Here is a 23,127-nt window from a genome sequence, read left to right as displayed (position 1 = left end):
GCAGAACTATAAAATAAAGAAAGGCGTCCTCGCACCGTGCCATCTCGACGACTGGCGTGAGGACGCCTTTTCTCTGCATGTATGACATATATGCTAGCGGCTGCTTGAAGACCAACGAAAGAGCCTGTCCACTCCTGTGCGGTGTGCCATGTTAAAGCAGGTTTAAGCTCCCTTTAAATTGACTTTTAGATTCATAATTAGAGCATCAAAATATCTCGAATCTCTTGCTCTGTTAGCGAGGACAAAGCTTCTTCACCAGGTTGAATGACTTCTTCGATGAGATCCTTTTTCCTTTGCTGCAATTCATACATCTTGTCCTCTACGGTGCCTTGCGTGACAAGTCTTATCACTTGTACGACATTTTTTTGCCCGATGCGATAAGCCCGATCTGCTGCCTGCTGCTCTACAGCCGGGTTCCACCATAGATCATACAGAATAACTGTATCTGCTCCCGTCAAGTTAAGACCTGTACCACCTGCTTTTAACGAAATGAGAAACAAGTCCCGTTCGCCTTCGTTGAATCGGCTGCACAGCTCTACTCGCTCAGCTGAGGGTGTACTGCCGTCTAGATAGAAATGGGCTACTCCCAGTTCGGTTAACTCTCGTTTAATTAGATTGAGCATCCCTGTGAACTGAGAGAATACAAGCAATCGTCGGCCTGCAGATCTAGACTCTTCGATAATATCGAGCAGCAGCTCGAATTTGGCTGAACTTCCAGCATAACCGTCGACGAACAGAGCAGGATGGCAGCACAACTGGCGTAACCGGGTAAGGCCTGCCAAGATTTTGATGCGGCTTTTCTGAAACCCAGTCTCGTCTAAATGTTTGAGGGTGTCTTTTTGCAGCTTGGCCAGATAGGCCAGATACAGTTTCTTCTGCTCAGGCAGCAGCTCAGAAGCTTGTACCGATTCGATTTTCTCAGGCAGTTCTTTGAGCACGTCCGTTTTCAGCCGACGCAGCAGAAAGGGACGGGCCCGTTTGGCCACGATATCACGCGGTAGATCGTTAAAGGCCTGTCTATCTGAGAACAGTTCTGGGAAGACAACATCAAAGATCGACCACAGTTCCTCTAGTCTGTTCTCTACAGGTGTACCTGTAAGAGCAAATCGGTATTTTGCCTGAATTGTTTTCACGGCATGCGCCGTCTGCGTTGTGTAATTCTTGAATGCCTGCGCTTCATCCAGAATGAGCGTATGGAAAGCGGGCTTGGCATATAACTTGATATCCCGGCGCAGCAGGGGATACGAAGTGATAATCACATCCGCTGCAAATTCCTTGCTCAACAAATGGATGCGTTCTGCCTTACTTCCATCAGCGATGGCAACTTTTAGTTCAGGAGCGAATCTCTGCAGTTCATTACGCCAATTGTATAGCAGCGAGGCAGGCGCGATGACAAGGGCTGGCATTTTCTGTTTGCGAATGTCAGGCAGCATGGACACAAGGAATGTTATAGTTTGCAGTGTTTTGCCCAGGCCCATATCGTCTGCAAGAATGCCCCCAAAGTGATAATGGGCTAACGTTCTCATCCACTGATACCCATACTTCTGATAATCACGAAGCACAGGTGTCAAATGGTCTGGAAGCGGGAAATCCAGATTGTCGGGATTACGCATATTTTCTAGAAAAAGGCGCAGCGATCTGCCAATGGAGATGGCATTCCCATGATCTCCGGTATGCATCAGTTGCAGGCTGCGGGCGATTGGAATACGGAAAAAGGCGGCTTTTTCCTCTTCTTTGTACAGATCCATCGTGTCCATGAAGCGGCCAATCTCTTGGAAAGCTTCACTTTCAAGTGACAGCAAGGCGCCGCTTGGCAAACGGTAATATTTCCTTTTATCTTCTAAAGATTGCAGCAGATGGCGAATGTCGGTTTCGGCGATCCCGTCCATCTCAAACTTGAATTCGAGCCAGTCAGTGCGCTCGTCCACATTAACCGTAATTTGTGGCGCCACAGGGGCGGCATGCAATCGTGCCTTAACAGCGGAAGTAGCATAGATCTGCACCCAAGCCTTCAGCTTGGGTACTACGTGATACAAGAAATCGTATTCCGCATCCTCATCATCGAGGAAGTAGCCGCCTTCTGTCTTGGCAAAAGGGCATTGCTCCATCATCTCCATAATTTGCTGCTCTTGCTCTGTGTCTCGTATGAGAATACGGTTAGCGGCACGCTGATGGGTGTGTGCTTCTAATGGATTAAGAACGATGTCACCGTACTGGAACTCCAATCCTGCAAGCAGGCGATCCCGAACGCGGTCAAGGTAAAGCTTTGCTTGCAGCGCGGGCTGTACGATTCGCTCGGCAATGGCCTGCGTAATGCTGACGCTTCCCAGTTTTGATAAGCCAGGAATGACTTGATCCATGTAAGGCTCGATCTGGCCCGAAGGAATTCGAAATACTTGCTTGCGGTAGGACTCCAGCAATTGCTTCATCTCGCTGAGCCGCTTGCAATGATCAGGAGATAGTTTAATCAGCCTTCCTCCTGATATGACCATCCCGTACTGCTCCATAACTGTAATCTGATTCATGCCCAGCACTTCCATCTGGAAGCCTTCATCTTCAGCTTGATCCAGCTTAAATTTCAGTGGAAGCGGTTCGTCGACTATCTGTAAGCCGGGATAGCAAATCCCTTCATGGTCCAGAGTGACAGATTTGGCTTGGGCAAGCAGGGAAGAAAGGTCATGCCATATATAAGCAGGCAGTGGAAGGGTACGCTCTCCACCAGCACGATTCACGGGGCTGGAGTAGCTATGGGCAGTCTCCAGATGAACCTCTTCCTGACGATAAGCGCGAATAAGCTGTTGCAGAATCGCATCATCCTGAGGATGAAAGCTGTGCAGCAAGGGATCATACGTGAACAGCTTGGAAAAGGTATAGTCTCTCCCCCGATCAATGCTGTCCAGAAACTCGCGCAGCTTCTGAACGACATAGAGCCGCTTGGGGCCAACCTTGCATTCGATGGCAAGAATGAACTTGCGATATCCATAAGAGATAGGCTTGCAGGTAAATTCCATTTCAAGCTGTACGCGCTCATCAAAGCGTGATCGTGCTCCAGCGGAGCGCTTCTGCTTTCCGCTAAAGAGTCCCAGCATCCCTTTAGTAACTTGGATGTCACTGCTGGCAATCGCAGAAAGTTCGGCTGCTCGTTCATTACCTTGCGGTATAGCCTGCTCAGGTCGGGCGTCGGTATGATCAGCAAGTTCAATGGGGCTGGCATGAGCAGGGGACCGCTCATCCTGTTCCAATTCGTGTATACATAAGAGTACAGCAGCAATATGTTTGCAGAAGCTTCCCTTTGCCGGAAACCCGGGACAGGTGCACACAGCTGTTATATGTTTGTTTGGATCTCTATCTACGTTCACGCGGTAATGATCTTGAGTTCCGTGCACAGTAGCTTCAAAGCTTCCGGCGCGGAAATTATGGTGTATTAACGTGACTCTTCCGGCTGTATAGTAGGCTTCGCCTCGTTCATAAGAGAATAGGCCGCACTGTGACTTAATAATAGGCAGGGTCAACTTTAAGCTCATTGCCTCGATCCTTCCTTTATATAAATGAAAATAGGAACAGGGATTGGACTTCTTATGTTTATGATAGCAGAAATAAACATAAAAAAATAAAAGTTGAGTAGGGCGACGAAGAGATGTTAAGAATATGTTCAGTATAGTTTGATAAAATTAAAATTACTGTGGATACACAAAAATAAAACCAATATATGGTTTTCAGTAAGATTTGCATAATGAGTTGACAGTATGGATCGGATATGTTTCTGTATGTATAGAGGCGCCACCTTGCAGGCTTATTCGATAGTGATGGTGTTATTTTTATGAAGGAGACTGAGGTATGAGCAAGAATGTGATCCTGTGCATAAGTATTCTTCTGTCTCTGTTTACGACGGTGGCATGCAAGCAGCCAGAACATGCTGAACAGCCCCCAGGGGAAGCCCATTTATTGCCGATACAGCGTTATGGCAATGCTCTACATATGCAAGAGAAACAAAACCAACTATACAACTTTATCGTGAACAAGCTGTCGGGCCCAAATGGTATACATACCAATTACCGCAATACCGGCCAATCGGCGGAAATGGCGACCGGACATGAGGTGTTAAGTGAATCCGCAGGACTTATGATGCGGTACTATGCGCTCACTGGACAGCAAGATGCATTTGATCAAGAGTGGTCAAGAGCGCAGCAAAGCTTTAATTTGTCAGCAGGCTTCAGTTATCGTTTTAGCCCAGAGTTGCAAAAGAAGTATACACTCAATGCGGCTGTTGATGACCTGCGGATCATCCGTGCGCTGTATGAAGCAGGTCAATCGTTTAAGAGCGAGCACTACGTGAAAGAGGGAGCAACTTATGGCAGCAGGTTCTACGAGCATAATGTCAAAGAGGGGTACTTGTACGACTTTTATGACGAAACTTACCATATCACAAATGACTTTGTGACATTATGTTACATTGACCTTGCTGCGCTGAGACTGCTTCCAATCGATGCTAAGCAGCAGGAACAGTTGTATGGGAATATGCTTGGCATTGCTAAAAAGGGCTATTTGTCAGATAAATTTCCTTTTTACGAAACCAGATACCAATATAAAACCAATGCTTACCGTTCGGAGAACATTAACACAGTGGAATCGCTGATTACGATTTTATCTCTTGCTGAAGTGAAACAACATAATCAGGCCAGCATTCAATATATTAAGAATCAGGTTAAAGCAGGCACTTTATACGGCCAATATACCAAAGAAGGAACGCCGACCAACGATATTCAATCAACAGCCATTTATGCGATTGCTGCCATGCTCGGTTCTGAGCTTGGGGACAAGTCCTTATACGAAGATAGCATTCGGAGGATGAATCAATTTCAGATTGAAGATGGAGGTAGTCCTTTGCGAGGGGGATTTGGCGATACAGCTTCTGAACAAGCATTTTCTTTTGATAATCTAATGGCCTTGCTGGCCTATGCATATTAATAAAACGTAATAAGGGGATGGCGTGCGGCATGGCTAACATCAGGTCCAAATTACATATGGAGCGCGGACTTGTGTGGTTAAGCCGCTATGTGTCGCCGTCCCTCTTGGCTGCGTCCGGAGTATTAATAATCACGATTATTGCTTTGTTTGTACCTCCATATATCGGGATGGCCGATAACGGCGATTATTTTCGTATTTTGTACAGCAACGGATTGTATTTTAATACGCCCGATTACGACAGCCAGTATTTTGGCTACTTTATTAAGAAGTTTGGCATTTTTCAATATTTCAATGAGAATCAAGCGAGCTTGTTTTCATCTCAATCGCTCTTTATTAAGTTTTCGATATGGCTAAATACGTTTGTGGATCAGCAAGTGTTTGATGTTCGGGTCCAAGCCGTCCTGTTTACAGTCTTATATATCGTGGCAGTCTACCTGTTGGTAGAAAGCTTGACGTGGAAAGTGCCCGTGAAGTACGGATATCCGATTGCGATACTGGCTATTTTTTTGTTTGCGGATACCGCTTATACCGCTTATTTTAACTCTTTCTTTGGTGAGAGCATCGTGTTTATTATGATGGTGTATGTATTTGCAGCAGGACTGCTGATGTATAGGAAACGATATAATGACTATGTCCTGATGGCGATATTGCTCGTGAGCGGTTTGCTTCTGACCACCAGCAAGCAGCAAAATGCACCGCTGGGCATCATCATTGCCCTAATGGGCGTGGGTCTGATCTTTATCCGTAAAGAAAGGACGTTCCGTGTGTGTATGGCTTCTTCACTAGCCGTTCTACTGCTTGCGGGTATTGGGACATATGCATTAATCCCGAAGGAGTTTGTTAATATTAACAAATACCACGCGATGACACGAGGGATTCTGATGGGTTCGGAAGACCCTGAAGATACGTTGAGCAAGTTTGAAATTGATAAGCAGTATGCAATATTAAACGAAAGTATCTATTATGAGCTGTATACCACAATAGATGTAGATTCGCCGATACTGGAAGATCATTTCTATAACAAGTATGGGTTTGGTTCTATTTTAAAATATTACGTGACACACCCTGGGAAGGCTATTGATATGCTTGATCTAGCCGCCAAAAGCGCATTTAAAATTCGCCCTCCGGCCATGGGGAACTATGAGAAATCGGTGGGCAAAGCGTTCAGGGAGCAAACGAACTTCTTCTCAGGTTACAGTACTTTAAAAGCAGCGATGGCTCCCAAGACATTTGGATTTGTTGTCATCTGGATGATCCTTATACTTGGGTTATACATGCCTGCGTTTATTGCCGCCGTGAAGGCCAAAAATAGTAGACGCATGCTCCGATTGCCACTAATTGTAACCATGGTCCTAATGGGCTTGTCTGGTATTGCGGTATCTATTATTGGTGCGGGGGATGCGGATTTATCCAAGCATGAATTTGTGTTTACGGCTGCCTTTGACATCGTAACATTTGTTGTTGTTGCTGATGCGATTCGTCGTCGTTTATGGAGTGGTCAAGAGCTGGACAGTCCCTAATATTTAATCGGTATCGGAGGTGACGTGATGGAGGGCTGCAAGTACATGAAATTAATAATGATCTTAGTTATGACACTAGGCATTCTGATGGGGAGCACTCCAGCTTCTGTTCACGCCGCAGACGCCGTAAAGGAAAAGCCGATACATGTCCTGCTCACGTATGACAGCTATGGCATAGGGACACCGAGACAAGGTAGTATAGACGCGTTACAGCAGCTTCTTGCCGCTTACGGTGTCCAAGTCACCATCGCGGATATCGACAGCTATCAAGTAGGGACACTTCAGACATACGAGAAAGTGATTGGAGTACATAATGCATATGATCTGCCCTTAACGAATGCCGACTACATAGCAGATTTGGCAGCGTATAAAGGTGACTATTTGCACATCGGGGCCATGATCCCCGCCCAAGTGGAAGCTAAGCTGGGTCTGCGCACGCAGATGGCAAGAGGCGGCACAATCCGGCTCTCCGTCGGGAAGCTTCAGCAAACATTTATTCAAGCAGAGCCACTCCCCTACGCAGAGCAAAGCGCTGGCCGTACATACGGTGAGCTTGCTCTTGCAGGAAAAACATATCCATTTGCAGTATCCCATGAACGATATGCATATATTCCTTATTTGAAGCAAGGAAATCTTAGTGAAATTGCGGCCGCTTATGTGTTGAAGGATTGGCTCGAAGTGAACCGTAAAGGGCGCACTTACCTGCTATTTAAAGAAGTTTACCCATTTTCTGATTTACAGCTGCTGGAACGTCTTGCAGATCAGCTCCATGAGGCGGGACTCCCCTTTATGGTCAGCGTCAGACCCGTGTTCAGCAATACGGATTACCCCGCCATGAAGCGTTATTTGGAGACGCTAAAATATATACAGTCACGAAATGGCAGCATCATCGTCAACGCCCCGGTCGTAGCCTCGACCATCAGTGTACAAGACGATACACTACAGGCTAAAATGGAGAGCTTTATTGATGTACTGGCTGATTACGGCATTGCGCCATTAGGCGTAGGAGCGGAAATGTATTGGTCATATGACCATTTGTATGCGGAGCAAGGGATGTCCTTCTCCGATTCAGCTGTGCTGTATCCGAATGAACAGGCCAGTTACAGGTCCAGAGCGGATACCTCTAAAGCATTTCAATCTTCGTTGTTCAGTATGCCATTAAGTTTCATGGATCAGTTTGAGCGCTCTAGCAGAGCAATTCCATCCCTACCGATGGATTCGGTTATTACGTATGACTTTTTTAAGGACCGGGAGCAGTTGGATAATGCCATTCAAAGTTTACTTGATAGCTGGATTACATTCGCGGATTACAAGTATGAATCACATGCGGTAAGAACGCCGCGGAACGAAATTATATCGTACAAAGGAACAATCGCTATTAATGGTCAAAGCGTAGACCTTGGGAGTGCGATCAAGGATATCAGCTCGGACTATACGTATAAGGAAGAGCAGCAGAAGAGCTTTGAGAAGCTGTTTAATGTACAAAACAAAGTATTTATTATCATTATCATCGTTACACTGATGGTGTTCGGCGGCTTCTTCATCGTTGGATATCGGTTGTATAAACGAAAATATTACAAATAAGGAGGCAGACATGACGATAGCAGATGTTCTTATGTTGATTGCGGTTATCTGCATCTGGTCCCTCTTGCTCGTGAATGTGGTCTTGATTATTGCGGGTTACCTGTACTATATCGATATTGAAGGAGAGGCTGTTCCAGAGATTAAAGGGGAGGCGCCATTTGTCTCCATTATGGTACCTGCCCATAATGAAGGCGTTGTGATCACGCAGACGGTTGAATCATTGTTGGCGCTTGATTATCCTCATGAACGTTATGAGATTATTGTCATTAACGACAACTCTTCCGACAATAGCAGTGTGCTGCTCGGCGATTTGAAAGAACGTTATCCTGGGCGCAACTTGATTATTATTAATACGGATGCAGTTACAGGCGGCAAAGGGAAATCTAATGCCCTGAATATAGGATTCGCGCAGAGCAAAGGTGAGCTGATTGCCATCTACGATGCGGATAATACGCCTGAGAAGACCGCTTTGCGATATCTGGTAGGCGAAATTATGCACGATGAATCGTTAGGAGCTGTCATCGGCAAGTTCAGGACACGCAATCGCAACACAAATTTGCTGACACGTTTTATCAATATCGAGACCTTGTCGTTTCAATGGATGGCGCAAGCGGGTCGATGGAAGCTATTTAAGCTGTGTACGATACCCGGCACCAACTTTATTATGCGAAGACATATTATTGAGGAGATTGGAGGCTGGGACGTTAAAGCCATCGCGGAAGATACCGAGATCAGCTTCCGAATCTACATGATGGGTTATCGAATCAAGTTCCAACCTAAAGCCGTGACATGGGAGCAGGAACCGCAGACGATTAAGGTATGGTTCAAGCAGCGAACACGCTGGGCTAAGGGCAACATTTATGTCATCGTTAAAAACATCCCACTGCTGTTTGAGCGTTCGGCTAAGATCATCCGTTTTGATATCCTATACTTTTTATCCATTTACTTCTTACTGCTGACTTCTTTGGTTATGTCTGACATTCTGCTTATTCTACATGCATTGGGTTATGTGCACACGACCATTGCAGGATTCAGTTCTTTCTTATGGGTACTGGCGATCACGTTATTTATTGTAGGAACTTTTATTACTATTATTACGGAAAAAGGAGAGATGAGACTCTCCAATCTGTGGATTATTTTGCTCATGTATGTGTCTTATTGTCAATTATGGATGGTTGTTGCGGCTTACGGTTTATACAACTATGTAAAGGATCAATTGTTTAAGCGGGAAGTCAAATGGTACAAAACGGAACGATATTAAGACAGGAGAGAAGCTCGTGAATAAACGGTGGATTGTGATAGGCATGACCTGTTTGTCCTTATTATTTGTACAGTTAGGACAAGCTTCTGCGGCTGTAGCTAATGGCATTCAAGCAGCCGGTCAGCAGATGTATGAGACGGTGCTAAGCAGCACGGATACAGCATTGTCAGGCGTAATGGCATCCCGACAGTTTTATTTCCAAACGGAATCCTATTGGAACGTTCGCGAAGTGAAGATCAATCTAGATTATAAAGCCTCGCCTCTGACACGTGGTGAACAATCGAGTGTCACACTGGTTATGAATGGTACGAAGTTCCATTCGTTTCGCCCTGCTGTAAGTGAAGCGGTGAAACAGCGTCTGACAGTTACGGTGCCGAGAGAACTGATTGTTAAGGGCAGCAATACGTTAACAGTGGAAGGTTATATTGTTACTAACCTAGAGAACCAGATTTGTGTACCCGTTGAGAAACGTGATAATTGGTTGCAGCTGCGGCAGACGTCCAGTGTGGAGGTAAACTATAGAAATGAAGCATTGACGGGAAGTATTAATGACTTCAACCGCCATTTTGTAGGCAGGGACATGGTCAATGCCAACCTTGGTGCGATTGCAGTGCCTTCCAAGAGCCAGCCGGCTGAATTGGAAGCAGCCGTTCATGCGTTGTCTGGCTTTGCCAAAGCCAACAGCTTAAAAGGGAAAGCCATCCCCATACATACTTGGGATACGGCTGCATTGAGGGAAAAGCAAACTATTGTGGCGATTGGTTTATATGATAATTTGCCAACAGCTCTGCAGAGCGCTATAGGTAATGAGGACTTAAGCGGCACGGCACTTATTCGTGTGATCTCTATGGATCGTCAGCCTACGCTTGTTGTTACGTCAAAAAATCCCGACTTATTAGTAAAAGCCGGCAGATTGCTGGCCAATCAAGAGATGGTTGGCCAATTAGCCGGAACTAGTAAGCGAGTAGACGCTAATACAAATGTAGACACACCCGATGTTACTGTGAACCGCAACGTAACATTAACCGAGGCTGGTGATCGACTGACAGGCTGGATGCATCAAGAGAAGACATACTTTGTTTCTTTACCTGCAAACCGTTCAATAGCAGATGCAAGCAAGGTTAGTCTAGATCTGCGGTATGCCAAGAACCTGGACTTCCATCGTTCCTTGGTGACGGTGCTGATTAACAATACACCGATCGGCAGCAAGAAGCTGACTTCAGAGATGGCCAATGGGGATACATTCTCACTGCCAATTCCAAAGAACCTTGATGTAACCGGTAATTTCTCTGTTACGGTTGCCTTTGATCTGGAACTGGAGAACGTGACATGTGTGCAGCCGCAAGATCAGATGCCATGGGCATATATTACGAAGGATTCCTTGCTGCAATTAAATACGAAGGATAAAACCGATCTGCTGTTTAACAATTATCCGAATCCATTTCTTCGGGATGGTGGATATAACCAAGTTGCGGTAGTCATGCCGCAGGTTAAAGATAGCTACACGTACTTGGCGTTGTCCAATCTGTTTAATCTGCTGGGACAATATGCTGAGGGTAACACGGGAGACGTTAAGTTCTATGAAGACAGCGCAGCAGCAAAGGTGCTTCAGGAGCGTAACATTATTGCGATTGGCTCCTACCATAACAATAAGATTTTTCAGGATCCGAAGTTAAAGCTGTACTTCCAGTATGATTCCAAAGGTGATGGCTTCATTTCTAATGAGAAAATGAGTATCGACACGGATTATGGAAAACGTATGGGGACACTGCAGTTATTAGACTCGCCTTATGAGCCGGGTCACGGATTGCTGGCCGTTACAGGGGCTGGCTCTGAGTACTATTATCTTGCATCCAAGCTTTTGGCGAGTGAGAGTACAAAGTGGAAAGTATATGGAGACGGTGTAGCTACAGATAAGGACGGTAATATTCACGCCTATCGCTTCAAGAAACAGACCGAGCAAGAGTCGAAGTCTGTTCTAGATGACGTATTGGAACGTGGAGACGTACTTGGCTTCATGGTTGCCGCGGTGCTGGTGATGCTTCTTGTCCTGGTGGCGTTAATTCTGATGATTCGCAAATACAGAAAGAAACGGGGGGCGGGCGATGAAACGGAATCAAAGTAGCCTAGTATCGGATGGCGCTTTCTTGCTCTGGTTTGTCATCACCTTTATTTGCGTCGTATTTATGGTTGGCGACCCTAACCGTTACCTCGTTAATATCATTTTTCTGAACGTTGCATTTCTAATTGCCATTGTGACCTATTTTACGACGGTGACAACGGGATTAATTATGAACATCGTGTTTATTTTTGGATATGGAACGTTCACATTGTACCAGACAGTGATCGAAGGCGGAGTTATCGGTGTTCACAATTATTTCTGGTTAGTGATGACACCGATATTTACAGTGACCACTTGGATGATGACTCTTGGAAATCGGCGGCTGCAGGGTGAGAATGAGCTGTTAAAAAAGAAAAACACATCACTTGCAACGATGGATGAGACGACCGATTTAAAAAATGCACGTTCATTCCAAAAGGACGCTACCATATTTATGGCGCTGTCAACCCGGTATAAGATTCCACTGACGCTGCTAGTGGTGAAAGTGAAGTATTGGGATGAGTTAAAGCGGATGGTTAGTGAAGAGCAGATGTCGGAGATGATCTATGATCTATCCAAATTAAGCGAGACCAGTATTCGTATGAACGATTCCCTATATATGCTGAATGCAGACAATCCGACCTGGGGGCTGCTGTTGTTTACGGATCGCGACGGAGCGAACGTAGTTATTGATCGCTTGAAGGAGAAAGTTGCTGCGTTTAACACGGTGGAGTTTGCCGGAAAGTACAAAATTGAGCTGAACCTCAACATCGGTGCGATTGAGTATCAGCCCGATAAAGTACCGACGCCGCTCGACTTTATCGTGCAGGCTCGAAAACAGCTGGAGTATGATGTATAGTCTCATTACAACGAATATAACATAAGAAGAACAGCCCATCCGTTAACTAGGTTGGGCTGTTCTTCTTTTTGGCGGAAGCATGACCGTATCGAGCTTTGTAGTAACTGTGCTGACAACATGATCTTATGAGCCTGATGGAGAAGCTTCCATAATAGCTCTGATATTGGATTGATTAGATCATACCAGAAGGACAGAGGTATGTTGGTATATCGCTCACGATTTCATTATAATCATAGGCAGTGGAAGGAGTGAGGAATTTAGATGACAGCTGAGAATAAACTTAATCCATTTATACAGCTGCTGCATTTCGGTTACCAGCAGGCGATGAGCTGTATATTTCCCGTTATTATTTTTGTAACGTTGGCGGCATCGAAGTTTATAGATGTTCCCTTTATCCCTCGTTATGACCTAATTTTGTTGATACTGCTGCTGGTTCAGTTCCTGATGTACAAAAGTGGATTGGAGACACTTGATGAAATCAAAGTGATATGTGTATTTCACGTAATTGGCTTAGCTCTTGAGCTGTACAAGGTGTATATGGGTTCATGGGCATATCCCGAAGCAGCATATACCAAGTGGTTCGGTGTGCCGCTCTATAGCGGTTTTATGTATGCAAGCGTGGCCAGCTTTATGTGCCAGGTATGGCGGAGACTGCGAATGGATATGACGGGCTGGCCAGGGATGTTGGCCACGGTGCTGCTGGGTGGCGCTATTTATCTGAACTTTTTTACGCATCACTTTATACCTGACTTCCGATGGTGGCTGACGGGTCTTGTGTTTATTGTGTTTTGGAGGACACAAATTTGGTATACGGTGAGAACCAAAACGTATCGGATGCCGCTAACACTTGCCTTTTTGCTTGTTGGTTTTTTTATTTGGCTGGCAGAAAATATCGCAACGTTCTTGGGCGCATGGAAGTATCCGGATCAGCATGAGACCTGGCGTATCGTTGGTGTCAGCAAGATTAGCTCGTGGTTTCTGCTTGCCATTATTAGCGTAATTATTGTAGCGCAGCTTAAGCATGTGAAGGCGAGTCGGATAGGAAAGACCTAGATAAGATAAGTCGAAGGGATTTCTTGTAATGGCTGCGTGAGGCTGTGTACAGACAGATATACAGACAGATATACAGACAGATATACAGTTACAGAGTGACTCGCCTTTTTTCTGCGAAATGGATTCAATTTCTGTTGACCCTCACGTTACGTGATAGTTTAAAGTGAGTGGTGAAAGGAGGCCAAGACGCCATGAGAGTGAAAGAAGTTGCCGATCTGGCCGGAATCAGCGTGCGTACGCTGCATCATTATGATGAGATTGGATTGTTAGTACCACAAGAGACAACCGAAGCGGGTTATCGTTTATACTCACATGATCATGTGGAGCTGCTGCAGCAAATTTTATTTTTCAGAGAACTTGGCTTCCCTTTGAAAAGAATCAAGGAGATTATCGATAATCCATCGTTTGATCGAGAAGAGGCGCTTAGGATGCACCGCAGCATCTTGCTTGAACAGCGCAGCCGCTTGAACCGAATGATCATGACGATCGATAAGACCATCCAACACGCAAAAGGGGAGATTCAAATGGCTGACAAGGAACGGTTTGAAGGGTTTGACTTTAGCCGAAATCCGTATGAGCAAGAAGCACGAGAGCGCTGGGGGGATAAAGCCGTTGATCAGGCGAATGCCAAAGCCGCTGATATGACAAAGGAGAAGCAGGATGCATTTAATCAGGTATACGTTAACCTGGCTGCTGTACGTCATTTGGCTCCTGAGTCGGAAGAGGCCCAAACGGCTATTAAAGCATGGTATGTGCTGCTGAATGAGCTGGGCAACTACTCGCTGGAGGCTTTCAGAGGTCTAGGACAGATGTATGTTGCTGATGAACGCTTCACCAAGAACATTGATCAATTTGGTGAAGGCTTGGCCCAGTTCATGTGTGACGCGATGGGGGTTTATGCGGATAACCATCAATAATGTACGGCAGTCTTCCAGTTCTGACGAGAACTAATCGAGAGTCCCGATCCTTAATGAGGAAATCGGGGCTCTTTGGTGTTTCCTGTCCTCTTACGCTAAGATTAGGCGGCCTCAATCCTCGTCCATCTCGCAGCTTTCAATTGCTGTAAAAAATACGTCCAAAATATCCTTGTCATATTGTGCCCGCACATAACCAGAAATGGACTCCAATTGCTTTTCGCTTGTATATTCAAGGCAGGGGCGCCCTTCGCATCGCAGCACTGTACAGTCAAATTTCTGCTTCACATCTTCAATTACATCATCTTTGACAATTCCATTGCTCGCCGCTTTCATTCCCATTCCTCGCTTTCGTTTAAATAAACTTTAATAGAGGTTATTCAGTTAAGTTCTTCCCTATCTATTATTCAAAATTTAACTATTCGTTCCGATGACATTTATCACAGCATGGGAAAGGAAACGAGCAGCGAATAATGACTGCATCTGTTATTTAAGGTCGATATGTGCAGAAAGTTACAGTATACGACGGCAAGCAGGAAGATCGTTACCTTATATAATAGGTCTCGCAGCAGATTGTACGATAACACTCTGTATGGCAAAGTAATACCAAGTCATATTTTTACATATGAGGAGGAATGGATGATGAACTTTCACTTTTTTGTAGGCAATGATAATGGAAATAGCGAGCATGATTTAATTATTGACGGCAGATTGATTGCGCAGCCAAATGTAAATTGTGCGGTGGACGAGCTGCCGTGGAGCGAGGAACAGCAGCCGGAAAGCTTTGTGAAGCAGCTGCAGGAACAATTGGTTGTCACCATTGACTCGCCTGCAGCTCGGCCAGGCATGTATTATGTCGGTCAATTTGCGTTGGAGAGCGGAGAGCTGCTAGATAATCTTCAGATCGGAATTGACCTAAAAAGCGACATGGATCTGCCGGTTATTAATACACTTGCCCAAATCGCAGCGGTTGCTGTACAGAAGGCATATGAGGAAAGCAAACACATCCCTGAACAGATCGAGGTTGAAGTAGATATGGCTACAGCGCTGCCGGTCACGCAGCATACAGATGAGACGTCTGCAAAGTTTGAGAAGCGGTTTACATCCAGCCCTCATCATGTGACCGTTCATCTCGGAACGCGCCGTATTGCAGTGAAGATTACTTTCCCTTTTGTGAAAGCGGTGCCGGAAGCCACACCTGTTATATTTACCCTGCAAAAAGACGAAGATGGGAAATGGCGCGATGGTGACATCTTTCAAGAGTTTGCTGCCAGCTATGGCATGGATAAAAAGTTTAACGGCAGCTACTTTAAAGATAAGCGTATTCTTCATGTAGATATCGGCGATGGTTCAACAGAATATCCGATCACAGAGGGAAATAAGTTTCTGCGTCAGTTTGTACACGGTAGTCATCATGGTGCGGGCTATGCCATTGAAGAAGCACTGGATGACTTTAATCGCCTTATCCATCTCCCGAATTCTCCGCGCCAATTTTTCAGTGACGTCCTTAAAAATCCACACCACAAATATTATGCCCGTGCCATCAAAACAGTCAAAAGACCGCTGGAGAGCCAGGTTAAGCAGATCGTACAGCATGTCAAAAGGCAGTTGACGAAGTCTCGAAATGAAGTCGACTTGATCTGCGTGTATGGCGGCGGAAGTATACTTATGCGTTCCATCTTGTACCCTCATCTTCATGAATTGTGCAGTGAACGGGAATTGTTGCTTCTTTATATACCGGATGCCTATGCGGTTCAAATGAATGCCATGGGACTCAATGCTTTTGTGAGAGGAAAAATCTATGAGGCATTAAAGAGTAAAGCTGTTCAACCCGTGTAAGAAAAGTATGTGGTGACCAAAAGCGAGGTGGAAGGTGATTCGTCGTGAAAAAGACCAAGCTGCCTGGAGAAAATATTAGTCTGAAAACAAAAAAAACGGAAGATCCTTTAATCATGAACTGGATTAATATCCAAACTAACTTGATGGATTCCTTACGCTATTTAATAGAGCAGGAAATCTCTCAACAAGGTATTCGTAATCTGCAGGCTGTTGTGCCTGTCGAGCGAAACGTATTAGCTTCAGTGACCTCCTTGCTGCCACGAGCTGGCTCGGGTGAACTTTCCGTATTTGATCAACTCATGGAAGACAACGAAGATACTCCATCGGAGGAAGAACTGGAGGATGAACTGGTGGAAGAGGACATTGAGGCATGGGTATAAGAGCTGTGGTAGGCTAACGGTGCTCCTTGTATCGGCATTACTTGGTAATACTAAGTATGACAATGTGGTATTTGGGAGGGTAAAGTGTTATATAATAACACAAGCTTTGATATGTGAGGCGCAATGGCCGTGCAAGCATAGTGTGTAATTAGCATGATGCATGCAAGATCGTCAGGAAGAGAGGGATATGCACAATGACTTTAGAGGAGGTCATGTCCAGATTAGAGGCAATGGGCACGGAGCAGACAAAACAAACGTTTATCCGTCACGGAGCTAAAGAGCCTCTATATGGTGTGAAGATCGGCGACTTAAAGAAGCTGGTTTCCGCTGTGAAGAAGGATCAAGGCCTTGCCCGGGCGTTATATGAGACAGGCAATAGCGACGCTATGTATTTGGCGGGCTTAACCGTCAATCCGCGCACGATGGATAAAGAGACACTAGAAGCTTGGGTGAAACAAGCAAACTGGGTTATGCACTCGGAAACGACAGTTCCGGGGGTAGCGGCAGAGAGCCCCTTTGGGTTTGAATTGGCACGAGAATGGATGCAGTCCCGTGACGAATTGATCGCTGCGTGTGGATGGAGCACCTACATTAACGCAATGTCCATTACACCGGATGAGCAGCTTGATCTGGAGGAGATTAAACAGCTGCTTCATCAAGTGGAAACGAAGATCCATGAGGAGCGCAATCGCGTGCGTTATACGATGAATGGGTTTGTCATTGGAGTTGGCGCATTTGTTGAGGCGCTTCACGAGGAAGCAATCCGAACTGCGACAGCGATTGGTAAAGTGCATGTTCATATGGGAGACACGGCTTGTAAAGTTCCCGAAGCAGCAGCTTACATTAAGAAGGTAGAAGCGGCAGGGAAGCTTGGGGTCAAGCGAAAGACGTGTATTTGCTAATATAGGCTGATATCGGACAATATCCGGTATCAGCCTTTTTGTTTGTATCGCGGGTTAATAAATCTGGATCAATAGTTATCCCTAAAATGAATCAGATCATAGGTATCGTTAGCCACTAGATTTCCTAGAGAAGCTTTAGTAAAAGATAAAAGGTTATAGGATAAGAGCTTTGGGGAAGGATAAGGACACCTAAATGAAAAGGAAGGGGTGTCATCATGGCCAGAAGAAGCAGGAGAAGATTGCTTGTAGAAGGAGCCGAGCAAAGTGTAAATGCATTTAAGGCAGAAGTGCTGCGTCGAGAAGGGTATCAGGTTGATCCCGAACGTCCAGATGATGTGAAGTATGAAGTTGCGGCACAACTGGGTGTACCCCTGCGGCAGGGGGATAACGGTGGATTAAGCACCGAATCAGCAGGGCGCGTAGGTGGGAAGATAGGCGGCACGATGGTGCGTGAGATGATTCGACTTGCGCAGGAGAAGCTGGCGAATAATCGCGAGTAAGGTATGAAATATGAATGCGGTGTCCGATCAGGTTAGCGTTATCACCTGCAAATGGACACCGCATTTAACGTATGTACAACTTGTGTGCTAGGCCTCGCTTTGTTGTTCAAAACGTTTAATAATCTCAATCACCACTTGGGTAGCTTTGACCATGTTATCGACTGAAACATATTCGAACTTGCCGTGGTAGTTCTCACCGCCCGTAAAAATGTTCGGTGTAGGTAGCCCCATGTAGGATAACTGCGAGCCGTCAGTACCCCCGCGAATCGCACGGATAATAGGTTTAATATCAAGCGATTCCATGGCTTCGCGTGCCATGTGCACGATCTCGATTACAGGCTCAATCTTGTCCTTCATGTTGTAATATTGGTCATACATATCAAGCACAATGTTATGCTCTCCGTAAGTTTGCTGGAATTCCTGTACGATGCGTGTCAGGTTGGCCTTTTTGGCCTCGAACTTTTCGCGATCAAAATCACGGATGATGTAACTTAGCTTTGTTTCCTCCACATCACCTCGGAAAGAACTCAGGTGATAGAAGCCTTCGTATCCCTTGGTATGCTCAGGCGCTTCTTCCACAGGCAGTCTTCCGTGCAACTGCATGGCGATCTTGGTCGAATTGATCATCTTATCCTTCGCGCTGCCTGGATGCACACTCGAGCCTTTAACCGTAATCTTTGCCGCTGCGGCATTAAAACTTTCATATTCGAGCTCGCCTAGAGGCCCGCCATCCACGGTGTAGGCATATACAGCGCCAAAGGCAGCGACATCGAACCGCTGCGGGCCTCTGCCGATTTCTTCATCCGGCGTAAAGGCCACGCGTACTTTGCCGTGTTTAATCTCAGGATGCGCAATGAGATAAGCCATTGCCGTCATAATCTCAGCGATTCCTGCTTTGTTGTCTGCACCAAGCAGTGTAGTGCCGTCAGTTGTCATTAGAGTATGGCCTTTATACTGACTTAACTCGGGGAATTCCTTGGGTGACAGGACAACACGCAGCGCTTCATTTAACGAGATATCGCCTCCGTCGTACGTTTCAATGACCTGAGGTTTTACATCTTTGCCTGTAAAGTCAGTCGCTGTGTCCACGTGAGCAAGGAAACCAATTGTGGGCACTTGTGACTTGTTCGTATTGGAAGGAAGCGTAGCCATGACGTAACCATTGGCATCTATCGTCACTTCCTGCATCCCTATTTCCTCTAGCTCGTTGACAAGCATGTTGCCAAGTGTAAGTTGCCCTGGCGTAGTCGGGCATGTGGTACTGTCTTCATCGGATTGCGTGTCCACCTGTACGTAAGTTGTTAATCTAGCAATGAGATCCTGTTTCAACTTATTCAACTCCCTTCTATTTCCTATTTTATTTTAACACGAACTACCAACTTACATGTACTCCTGTAGTTTTCAGTGTGTCCATAGATTATTCAAAATTGACCTTATGTCTATTCTGCTAGATAAACCTTTACAAATAGATGGAATTATTTATAATAAAATAAATCATTAGGAGGTGTGTTAGGATGCAGAAATGCTTATCATTTACCCCACACGATCGAAAGAAAATACAAATCGAGCGGTAGAGGGCGCGCGCTAGTAAAGCGCAGGTAAGGATACGGCAATTTAACGTAAGCTTAACGTGACGTGCCATCTGCCGGTAAGGGCGGATCATACGAATATGAACTTACGCGCGGCACAAGTCTATATCATTATGATGTTTATGACGGCATTAGCTAGCTCAACAATGTTTGTTACACATGGGATTTATTTTGTTGCGGAATTGGGACTAAATCCTGTTCAACTTGTCTTGATGGGAACGGTGCTTGAGCTAACCGTCCTCCTATTTGAAGGAATAACAGGTGTTGTTGCAGACACGTATAGTCGACGGCGTTCGGTAATCATCGGCATGTTTATTATTGGAGCAGGATTCATGCTGGAAGGCAGTGTGATGTGGATAGGGGCTGTTGTTCCAGTCCTTTCTATATTCGCATGGGTACTTGTAGCTGAATTCATATGGGGTGTAGGCCATACTTTTATTAGTGGCGCAGATTCGGCCTGGATTGTGGATGAAGTAGGCGAATCAAACGTGGGGAACCTCTTCTTAAAAGCGAAGCGAGTGTCTCTTCTGGGCAACTTGCTTGGAATCGGATTGAGTGTCGGTATGTCCACAATTGCGCCCAATCTGCCTTATGTATTAGGCGGGCTTATTTATGCAAGTCTGGGTGTATTTTTGCTTTTATTCATGAAAGAGACAGCATTTGTGGGAGCAGTACAAGAGCAGCAGGGCTCACATTGGGAGCATATGAAATCGACCTGGCTATCCGGCGCGTCTACCGTAAGACGGCATCCTATACTCTTGATGATTGTTGGGGTGACCTTGTTCAGTGGTGCGGCGTCAGAAGGCTATGACCGACTATGGGAGATGCATTTAATTACAGGAATCGGATTCCCGGCAGAGATTCCTTTATCCATGCCCATGTGGTTTGGCTTAATAGCAGTGTTGTCGACCCTGATTAGCATTGCTGCGGTACGGATCACGGAAAACAGGCTGGATATGGGCAATGAACGAGCAGTCTTTGTGGCTATGTTTATGCTGACAGCTTTCCGTATTGCGGGTATTGTGGCACTTGCTTTCTCGCCCAACTTGGTTTGGGCATTAGGCTCAATCCTTATTGTGGGAGTCGTTCAAACATTGAGTCAACCGATCTATGAGACGTGGCTTAACATGAACATTGAGAGCAAGTCTCGTGCGACGGTACTATCTATGATCAGTCAGACGGATGCGCTCGGTCAGACAGCAGGCGGCCCCGTCGTTGGCTGGGTAGGCAGCCGTGTGTCTGTGAGGGCTTCACTAATTACAGCAGCGGTGCTGCTAGGACCGATCTTGACTGTGTTCAGTCGCGCGCTTCGCAGAAAATAGTAGGGCAATAGTGGAAAGAGGACGTTTTACACGAATGGACTGGAGGGCACCATAGAAGTGCCCTCTTTGTCGTGGATACGGGTATGTACATTTGTTATGATAAGCATAACACCATGAGAGAGAAAGGTCGGTATTGTAATGCCTCCCAACAAATCCAACGGTCAAACCAGCCGTAAGAAAGCAAGCGGTGCAGCATCAGGCGGACGTAAGCCGGCACGCAAAACAAAACAACAAACCAAAGTGTTAACAGCCCTAATAAATCTGTTTGTACTGGCAGCTGTTCTCGCAGGAATATATATTGCGAATATCCCTGCAGATTCCAGTAGTGGGGATCGGACTGCTTCAAGTGCTCATCCACAGCAATCAAGAATTCCGGCAAATAAGGGGACGTCGACCGGGAAAGAATCTGACGAGAAGCTTGAGGTTCATTTTATTGATGTCGGTCAAGGCGACAGTACATTAGTAGTCACACCTTCAGGCGAGACGATCCTGATTGATGCGGGACAGAATAATAAAGGTGAGCTAGTGGTCGATTATTTGAAGGAACTCGGAATTGACCGACTGGATGCCGTAGTAGCTACTCATCCCGACGCGGATCATATTGGCGGTTTAGATATTGTAGTGAATAAGCTGGATGTCAAAAGTGTCTACGCACCTCGAGTTTCGCACACGACACAAACTTATAAAGACTTTCTGAACGCAGTAAAGCACAAAGGCTTAACGATTAAAGCTGCACGATCAGGCAGCTCCCTTCCGCTTTCAGAAGAGGTTTCGGCGCGGTTTGCCGCGCCGGTCAACAGCTATGGTGATAATTTTAATGAGTGGAGCGCGGTACTAAGGCTTGATTACGGAGATACATCGTTCCTGTTTACTGGCGATGCAGAGCAGGAATCGGAAGCAGATATGTTGACGAGCGGCTTTAAGCTCACTGCGGATGTGCTGAAAGTAGGCCATCATGGTTCACGAACCTCTTCGAGCCAGGCCTTCTTAAATGCGGTAAAACCGCGGTATGCTGTGATCAGCTCTGGTACTGGCAACAAGTATGGCCATCCGCACGACATTATTTTGAAGCGTTTAGCCAGAGCTGGAGCTTCTGTTTACCGAACTGACAAACAGGGCAGCGTTGTGGCATACAGCAACGGGCGCGAAATCTGGATGACGACGGACAAGGGGGCTTAGGGCCACTGTACGTGTTCACAAATAAGCAGCCCAGACGAATACATGAAGTTCACTAGGAGGAGATTGCATGACTGATCCTCAGAAGAAGGGGACGTGTTGTGGGGTAATCGACAGGTTTGAAGGAGATTGGGCTGTAATTGAGATGAACGGTGATATGCAAGAGGTGGAACGTCGTCAACTGCCTGCACACGCTCGCCCTGGAGATGCGGTTGTGATAGAGGACGGAAAGATTCGTGTGGATCAGGAACGAACAGTACGTTTGCGTCAAGAGGCAGACATGCTGATAGATGAGTTATTTGAGGAGTAAGCAGCCATGTAAGAGTAGGTTAGCCAAAGACCTGATCGGGATTTAATCTAGATCGGGTCTTTTTGGGTTGTGGGGATGGATGTGATCGAGACTGGATTAGTGTCAACAATCAGAAAAACAAGAATATTGACCACTAAGGTCAATTAACATATAATAACATTGACCTTAATGGTCAACGATATCGGCGGAGGTCACCAAATGATTGAAAAATTTCTTAACCTAGGTGTGGATAAGCAGGAACGTATCATTAATGCAGCGCTGAAAGTATTTTCACAGAAGGGGTATGAGCAAGCATCTACCAATGAGATTGTGAAAGAGGCAGGCATTTCAAAGGGATTGCTGTTCCATTATTTTAATAATAAGAAGGAATTGTTTCTATACTTGTATGGTCATGCAGTCGAACAGTTGATGAATGAGTTTGTAGCGAAGCTGAATCAGGATCAGAAGGATATTTTTATGAAATTGAGGCAGGCGTTACTGCTTAAGTTTGACATGATTCAAAGGTATCCAGACGTATTTGACTTCCTTAAAACAGCCTACTTTGAGAAATGTGACGAGATTAAACCGGAGTTGGAGCATTACAATAAGCAGCTTGTGGCTAGCGGCTACAGCACAATCTTTCACGATGTCGACCATAGCTTATTTAAAGAGGGTACCGATGTGACACGAGCCATTCAAGTCATCTTCTGGACCCTGGAAGGATTCGGGCTGCAGCAGCAGGAAAAGTGGAAGGCTAGTCGTTATGAGGATATCAAAATGGATGAGGTTATGGAAGAGATCGATCGATATATGCAGATATTAAAGCAAGCCTTCTATCGCGAATAAAGGGTATGTCGAGAGGAGTGTCAC

19 protein-coding genes are annotated in these 23,127 nt (G+C 45.7%); 16 read left to right on the top strand and 3 right to left on the bottom strand.

Going from position 1 to position 23,127, the window contains the following annotated elements; translation table 11 throughout:
* Positions 1–197: 197 nt before the first annotated feature.
* A complete protein-coding gene (locus MH117_RS12575; protein WP_239329062.1) occupies positions 198–3,524 on the bottom strand; it encodes a DEAD/DEAH box helicase in 3,327 nt (1,108 codons plus the stop codon).
* 313 nt (positions 3,525–3,837) lie between these two features.
* Here MH117_RS12575 and MH117_RS12570 point away from each other — a divergent pair, with 313 nt between their 5' ends.
* The 8 genes from MH117_RS12570 to MH117_RS12535 all read left to right on the top strand — a co-directional run bounded on the left by MH117_RS12570 (position 3,838) and on the right by MH117_RS12535 (position 14,263).
* Positions 3,838–4,968, top strand: a complete 1,131-nt coding sequence (locus MH117_RS12570; RefSeq protein WP_239329061.1) for a hypothetical protein — start codon at positions 3,838–3,840, stop codon at positions 4,966–4,968.
* A gap of 29 nt (positions 4,969–4,997) precedes the next feature.
* A complete protein-coding gene (wsfD, locus tag MH117_RS12565) occupies positions 4,998–6,488 on the top strand; it encodes a glycan biosynthesis hexose transferase WsfD (RefSeq protein WP_239329060.1) in 1,491 nt (496 codons plus the stop codon).
* 45 nt (positions 6,489–6,533) lie between these two features.
* Positions 6,534–8,072: a hypothetical protein gene (locus MH117_RS12560; RefSeq protein WP_239329058.1), complete on the top strand. Its 1,539-nt coding sequence runs from the start codon at positions 6,534–6,536 to the stop codon at positions 8,070–8,072.
* A gap of 10 nt (positions 8,073–8,082) precedes the next feature.
* On the top strand, positions 8,083–9,333 hold the full coding sequence (locus MH117_RS12555) for a glycosyltransferase family 2 protein (RefSeq protein ID WP_239329057.1): 1,251 nt from the start codon (positions 8,083–8,085) through the stop codon (positions 9,331–9,333).
* A gap of 16 nt (positions 9,334–9,349) precedes the next feature.
* A complete protein-coding gene (locus tag MH117_RS12550; protein ID WP_239329056.1) occupies positions 9,350–11,458 on the top strand; it encodes a cellulose biosynthesis cyclic di-GMP-binding regulatory protein BcsB in 2,109 nt (702 codons plus the stop codon).
* Positions 11,439–12,293 (top strand): diguanylate cyclase domain-containing protein, encoded by an 855-nt coding sequence (locus MH117_RS12545; RefSeq protein ID WP_239329055.1) that lies wholly within the window; start codon positions 11,439–11,441, stop codon positions 12,291–12,293. The genes MH117_RS12550 and MH117_RS12545 overlap by 20 nt, the downstream gene beginning before the upstream one ends.
* A 261-nt stretch (positions 12,294–12,554) precedes the next feature.
* On the top strand, positions 12,555–13,346 hold the full coding sequence (locus MH117_RS12540) for a DUF817 domain-containing protein (protein WP_239329054.1): 792 nt from the start codon (positions 12,555–12,557) through the stop codon (positions 13,344–13,346).
* 191 nt (positions 13,347–13,537) lie between these two features.
* A complete protein-coding gene (locus MH117_RS12535) occupies positions 13,538–14,263 on the top strand; it encodes a MerR family transcriptional regulator (protein WP_239329053.1) in 726 nt (241 codons plus the stop codon).
* Between the two features lie 111 nt (positions 14,264–14,374).
* Here the strand turns inward: MH117_RS12535 and MH117_RS12530 are convergent, their stop codons facing one another.
* Complete coding sequence (locus MH117_RS12530; RefSeq protein ID WP_239329052.1) at positions 14,375–14,596, bottom strand: hypothetical protein; 222 nt, start codon at positions 14,594–14,596, stop codon at positions 14,375–14,377.
* Between the two features lie 306 nt (positions 14,597–14,902).
* On the opposite strand from MH117_RS12530, the gene MH117_RS12525 reads away from it, so the two are divergent.
* The 4 genes from MH117_RS12525 (at position 14,903) to MH117_RS12510 (ending at position 17,881) form a co-directional block, all read left to right on the top strand.
* The gene (locus MH117_RS12525) at positions 14,903–16,099 is read left to right on the top strand and encodes a ParM/StbA family protein (protein ID WP_239329051.1); all 1,197 of its coding nucleotides are present in this window, start codon (positions 14,903–14,905) and stop codon (positions 16,097–16,099) included.
* A 44-nt stretch (positions 16,100–16,143) separates the two neighbouring features.
* Positions 16,144–16,479, top strand: a complete 336-nt coding sequence (locus tag MH117_RS12520; RefSeq protein WP_239329049.1) for a hypothetical protein — start codon at positions 16,144–16,146, stop codon at positions 16,477–16,479.
* 194 nt (positions 16,480–16,673) lie between these two features.
* The gene (locus MH117_RS12515) at positions 16,674–17,381 is read left to right on the top strand and encodes a DNA alkylation repair protein (RefSeq protein ID WP_239329048.1); all 708 of its coding nucleotides are present in this window, start codon (positions 16,674–16,676) and stop codon (positions 17,379–17,381) included.
* A 215-nt stretch (positions 17,382–17,596) separates the two neighbouring features.
* Complete coding sequence (locus MH117_RS12510) at positions 17,597–17,881, top strand: alpha/beta-type small acid-soluble spore protein (RefSeq protein ID WP_239329047.1); 285 nt, start codon at positions 17,597–17,599, stop codon at positions 17,879–17,881.
* Between the two features lie 87 nt (positions 17,882–17,968).
* On the opposite strand, the gene pepT is transcribed toward MH117_RS12510, so the two are convergent.
* Entirely contained in the window at positions 17,969–19,210 is a 1,242-nt protein-coding gene (gene pepT, locus MH117_RS12505; protein ID WP_239329046.1) for a peptidase T, read from the bottom strand.
* A 340-nt stretch (positions 19,211–19,550) separates the two neighbouring features.
* Here pepT and MH117_RS12500 point away from each other — a divergent pair, with 340 nt between their 5' ends.
* From MH117_RS12500 to MH117_RS12485, 4 genes are all read left to right on the top strand, one after another.
* Positions 19,551–20,792, top strand: coding sequence for an MFS transporter (locus MH117_RS12500; RefSeq protein WP_239329045.1), 1,242 nt, complete (start codon positions 19,551–19,553; stop codon positions 20,790–20,792).
* A gap of 138 nt (positions 20,793–20,930) precedes the next feature.
* Positions 20,931–21,971, top strand: a complete 1,041-nt coding sequence (locus MH117_RS12495) for a ComEC/Rec2 family competence protein (protein ID WP_239329044.1) — start codon at positions 20,931–20,933, stop codon at positions 21,969–21,971.
* Between the two features lie 67 nt (positions 21,972–22,038).
* Complete coding sequence (locus MH117_RS12490) at positions 22,039–22,278, top strand: DUF3006 domain-containing protein (protein ID WP_239329043.1); 240 nt, start codon at positions 22,039–22,041, stop codon at positions 22,276–22,278.
* 198 nt (positions 22,279–22,476) lie between these two features.
* Positions 22,477–23,103 carry a TetR/AcrR family transcriptional regulator gene (locus MH117_RS12485; protein ID WP_239329042.1) on the top strand — a complete coding sequence of 209 codons (627 nt, stop codon included), beginning with the start codon at positions 22,477–22,479 and terminating at the stop codon, positions 23,101–23,103.
* Positions 23,104–23,127: the final 24 nt, after the last annotated feature.

Source organism: Paenibacillus sp. ACRRX, from assembly GCF_022346885.1.
Lineage (GTDB): Bacteria > Bacillota > Bacilli > Paenibacillales > Paenibacillaceae > Paenibacillus_B.
The sequence above is the reverse complement of the archived record's forward strand: the minus strand, read 5'-3'. Positions and strand labels throughout refer to the sequence as shown.

Bases quoted from the DNA above. Each gene is read 5' to 3' on its own strand.
- MH117_RS12575 (WP_239329062.1), bottom strand. From the start codon at position 3,524: ATGAGCTTAAAGTTGACCCTGCCTATTATTAAGTCACAGTGCGGCCTA.
- MH117_RS12570 (WP_239329061.1), top strand. From the start codon at position 3,838: ATGAGCAAGAATGTGATCCTGTGCATAAGTATTCTTCTGTCTCTGTTT.
- wsfD (WP_239329060.1), top strand. From the start codon at position 4,998: ATGGCTAACATCAGGTCCAAATTACATATGGAGCGCGGACTTGTGTGG.
- MH117_RS12560 (WP_239329058.1), top strand. From the start codon at position 6,534: ATGAAATTAATAATGATCTTAGTTATGACACTAGGCATTCTGATGGGG.
- MH117_RS12555 (WP_239329057.1), top strand. From the start codon at position 8,083: ATGACGATAGCAGATGTTCTTATGTTGATTGCGGTTATCTGCATCTGG.
- MH117_RS12545 (WP_239329055.1), top strand. From the start codon at position 11,439: ATGAAACGGAATCAAAGTAGCCTAGTATCGGATGGCGCTTTCTTGCTC.
- MH117_RS12540 (WP_239329054.1), top strand. From the start codon at position 12,555: ATGACAGCTGAGAATAAACTTAATCCATTTATACAGCTGCTGCATTTC.
- MH117_RS12535 (WP_239329053.1), top strand. From the start codon at position 13,538: ATGAGAGTGAAAGAAGTTGCCGATCTGGCCGGAATCAGCGTGCGTACG.
- MH117_RS12530 (WP_239329052.1), bottom strand. From the start codon at position 14,596: ATGAAAGCGGCGAGCAATGGAATTGTCAAAGATGATGTAATTGAAGAT.
- MH117_RS12525 (WP_239329051.1), top strand. From the start codon at position 14,903: ATGAACTTTCACTTTTTTGTAGGCAATGATAATGGAAATAGCGAGCAT.
- MH117_RS12515 (WP_239329048.1), top strand. From the start codon at position 16,674: ATGACTTTAGAGGAGGTCATGTCCAGATTAGAGGCAATGGGCACGGAG.
- MH117_RS12510 (WP_239329047.1), top strand. From the start codon at position 17,597: ATGGCCAGAAGAAGCAGGAGAAGATTGCTTGTAGAAGGAGCCGAGCAA.
- MH117_RS12500 (WP_239329045.1), top strand. From the start codon at position 19,551: ATGAACTTACGCGCGGCACAAGTCTATATCATTATGATGTTTATGACG.
- MH117_RS12495 (WP_239329044.1), top strand. From the start codon at position 20,931: ATGCCTCCCAACAAATCCAACGGTCAAACCAGCCGTAAGAAAGCAAGC.
- MH117_RS12490 (WP_239329043.1), top strand. From the start codon at position 22,039: ATGACTGATCCTCAGAAGAAGGGGACGTGTTGTGGGGTAATCGACAGG.
- MH117_RS12485 (WP_239329042.1), top strand. From the start codon at position 22,477: ATGATTGAAAAATTTCTTAACCTAGGTGTGGATAAGCAGGAACGTATC.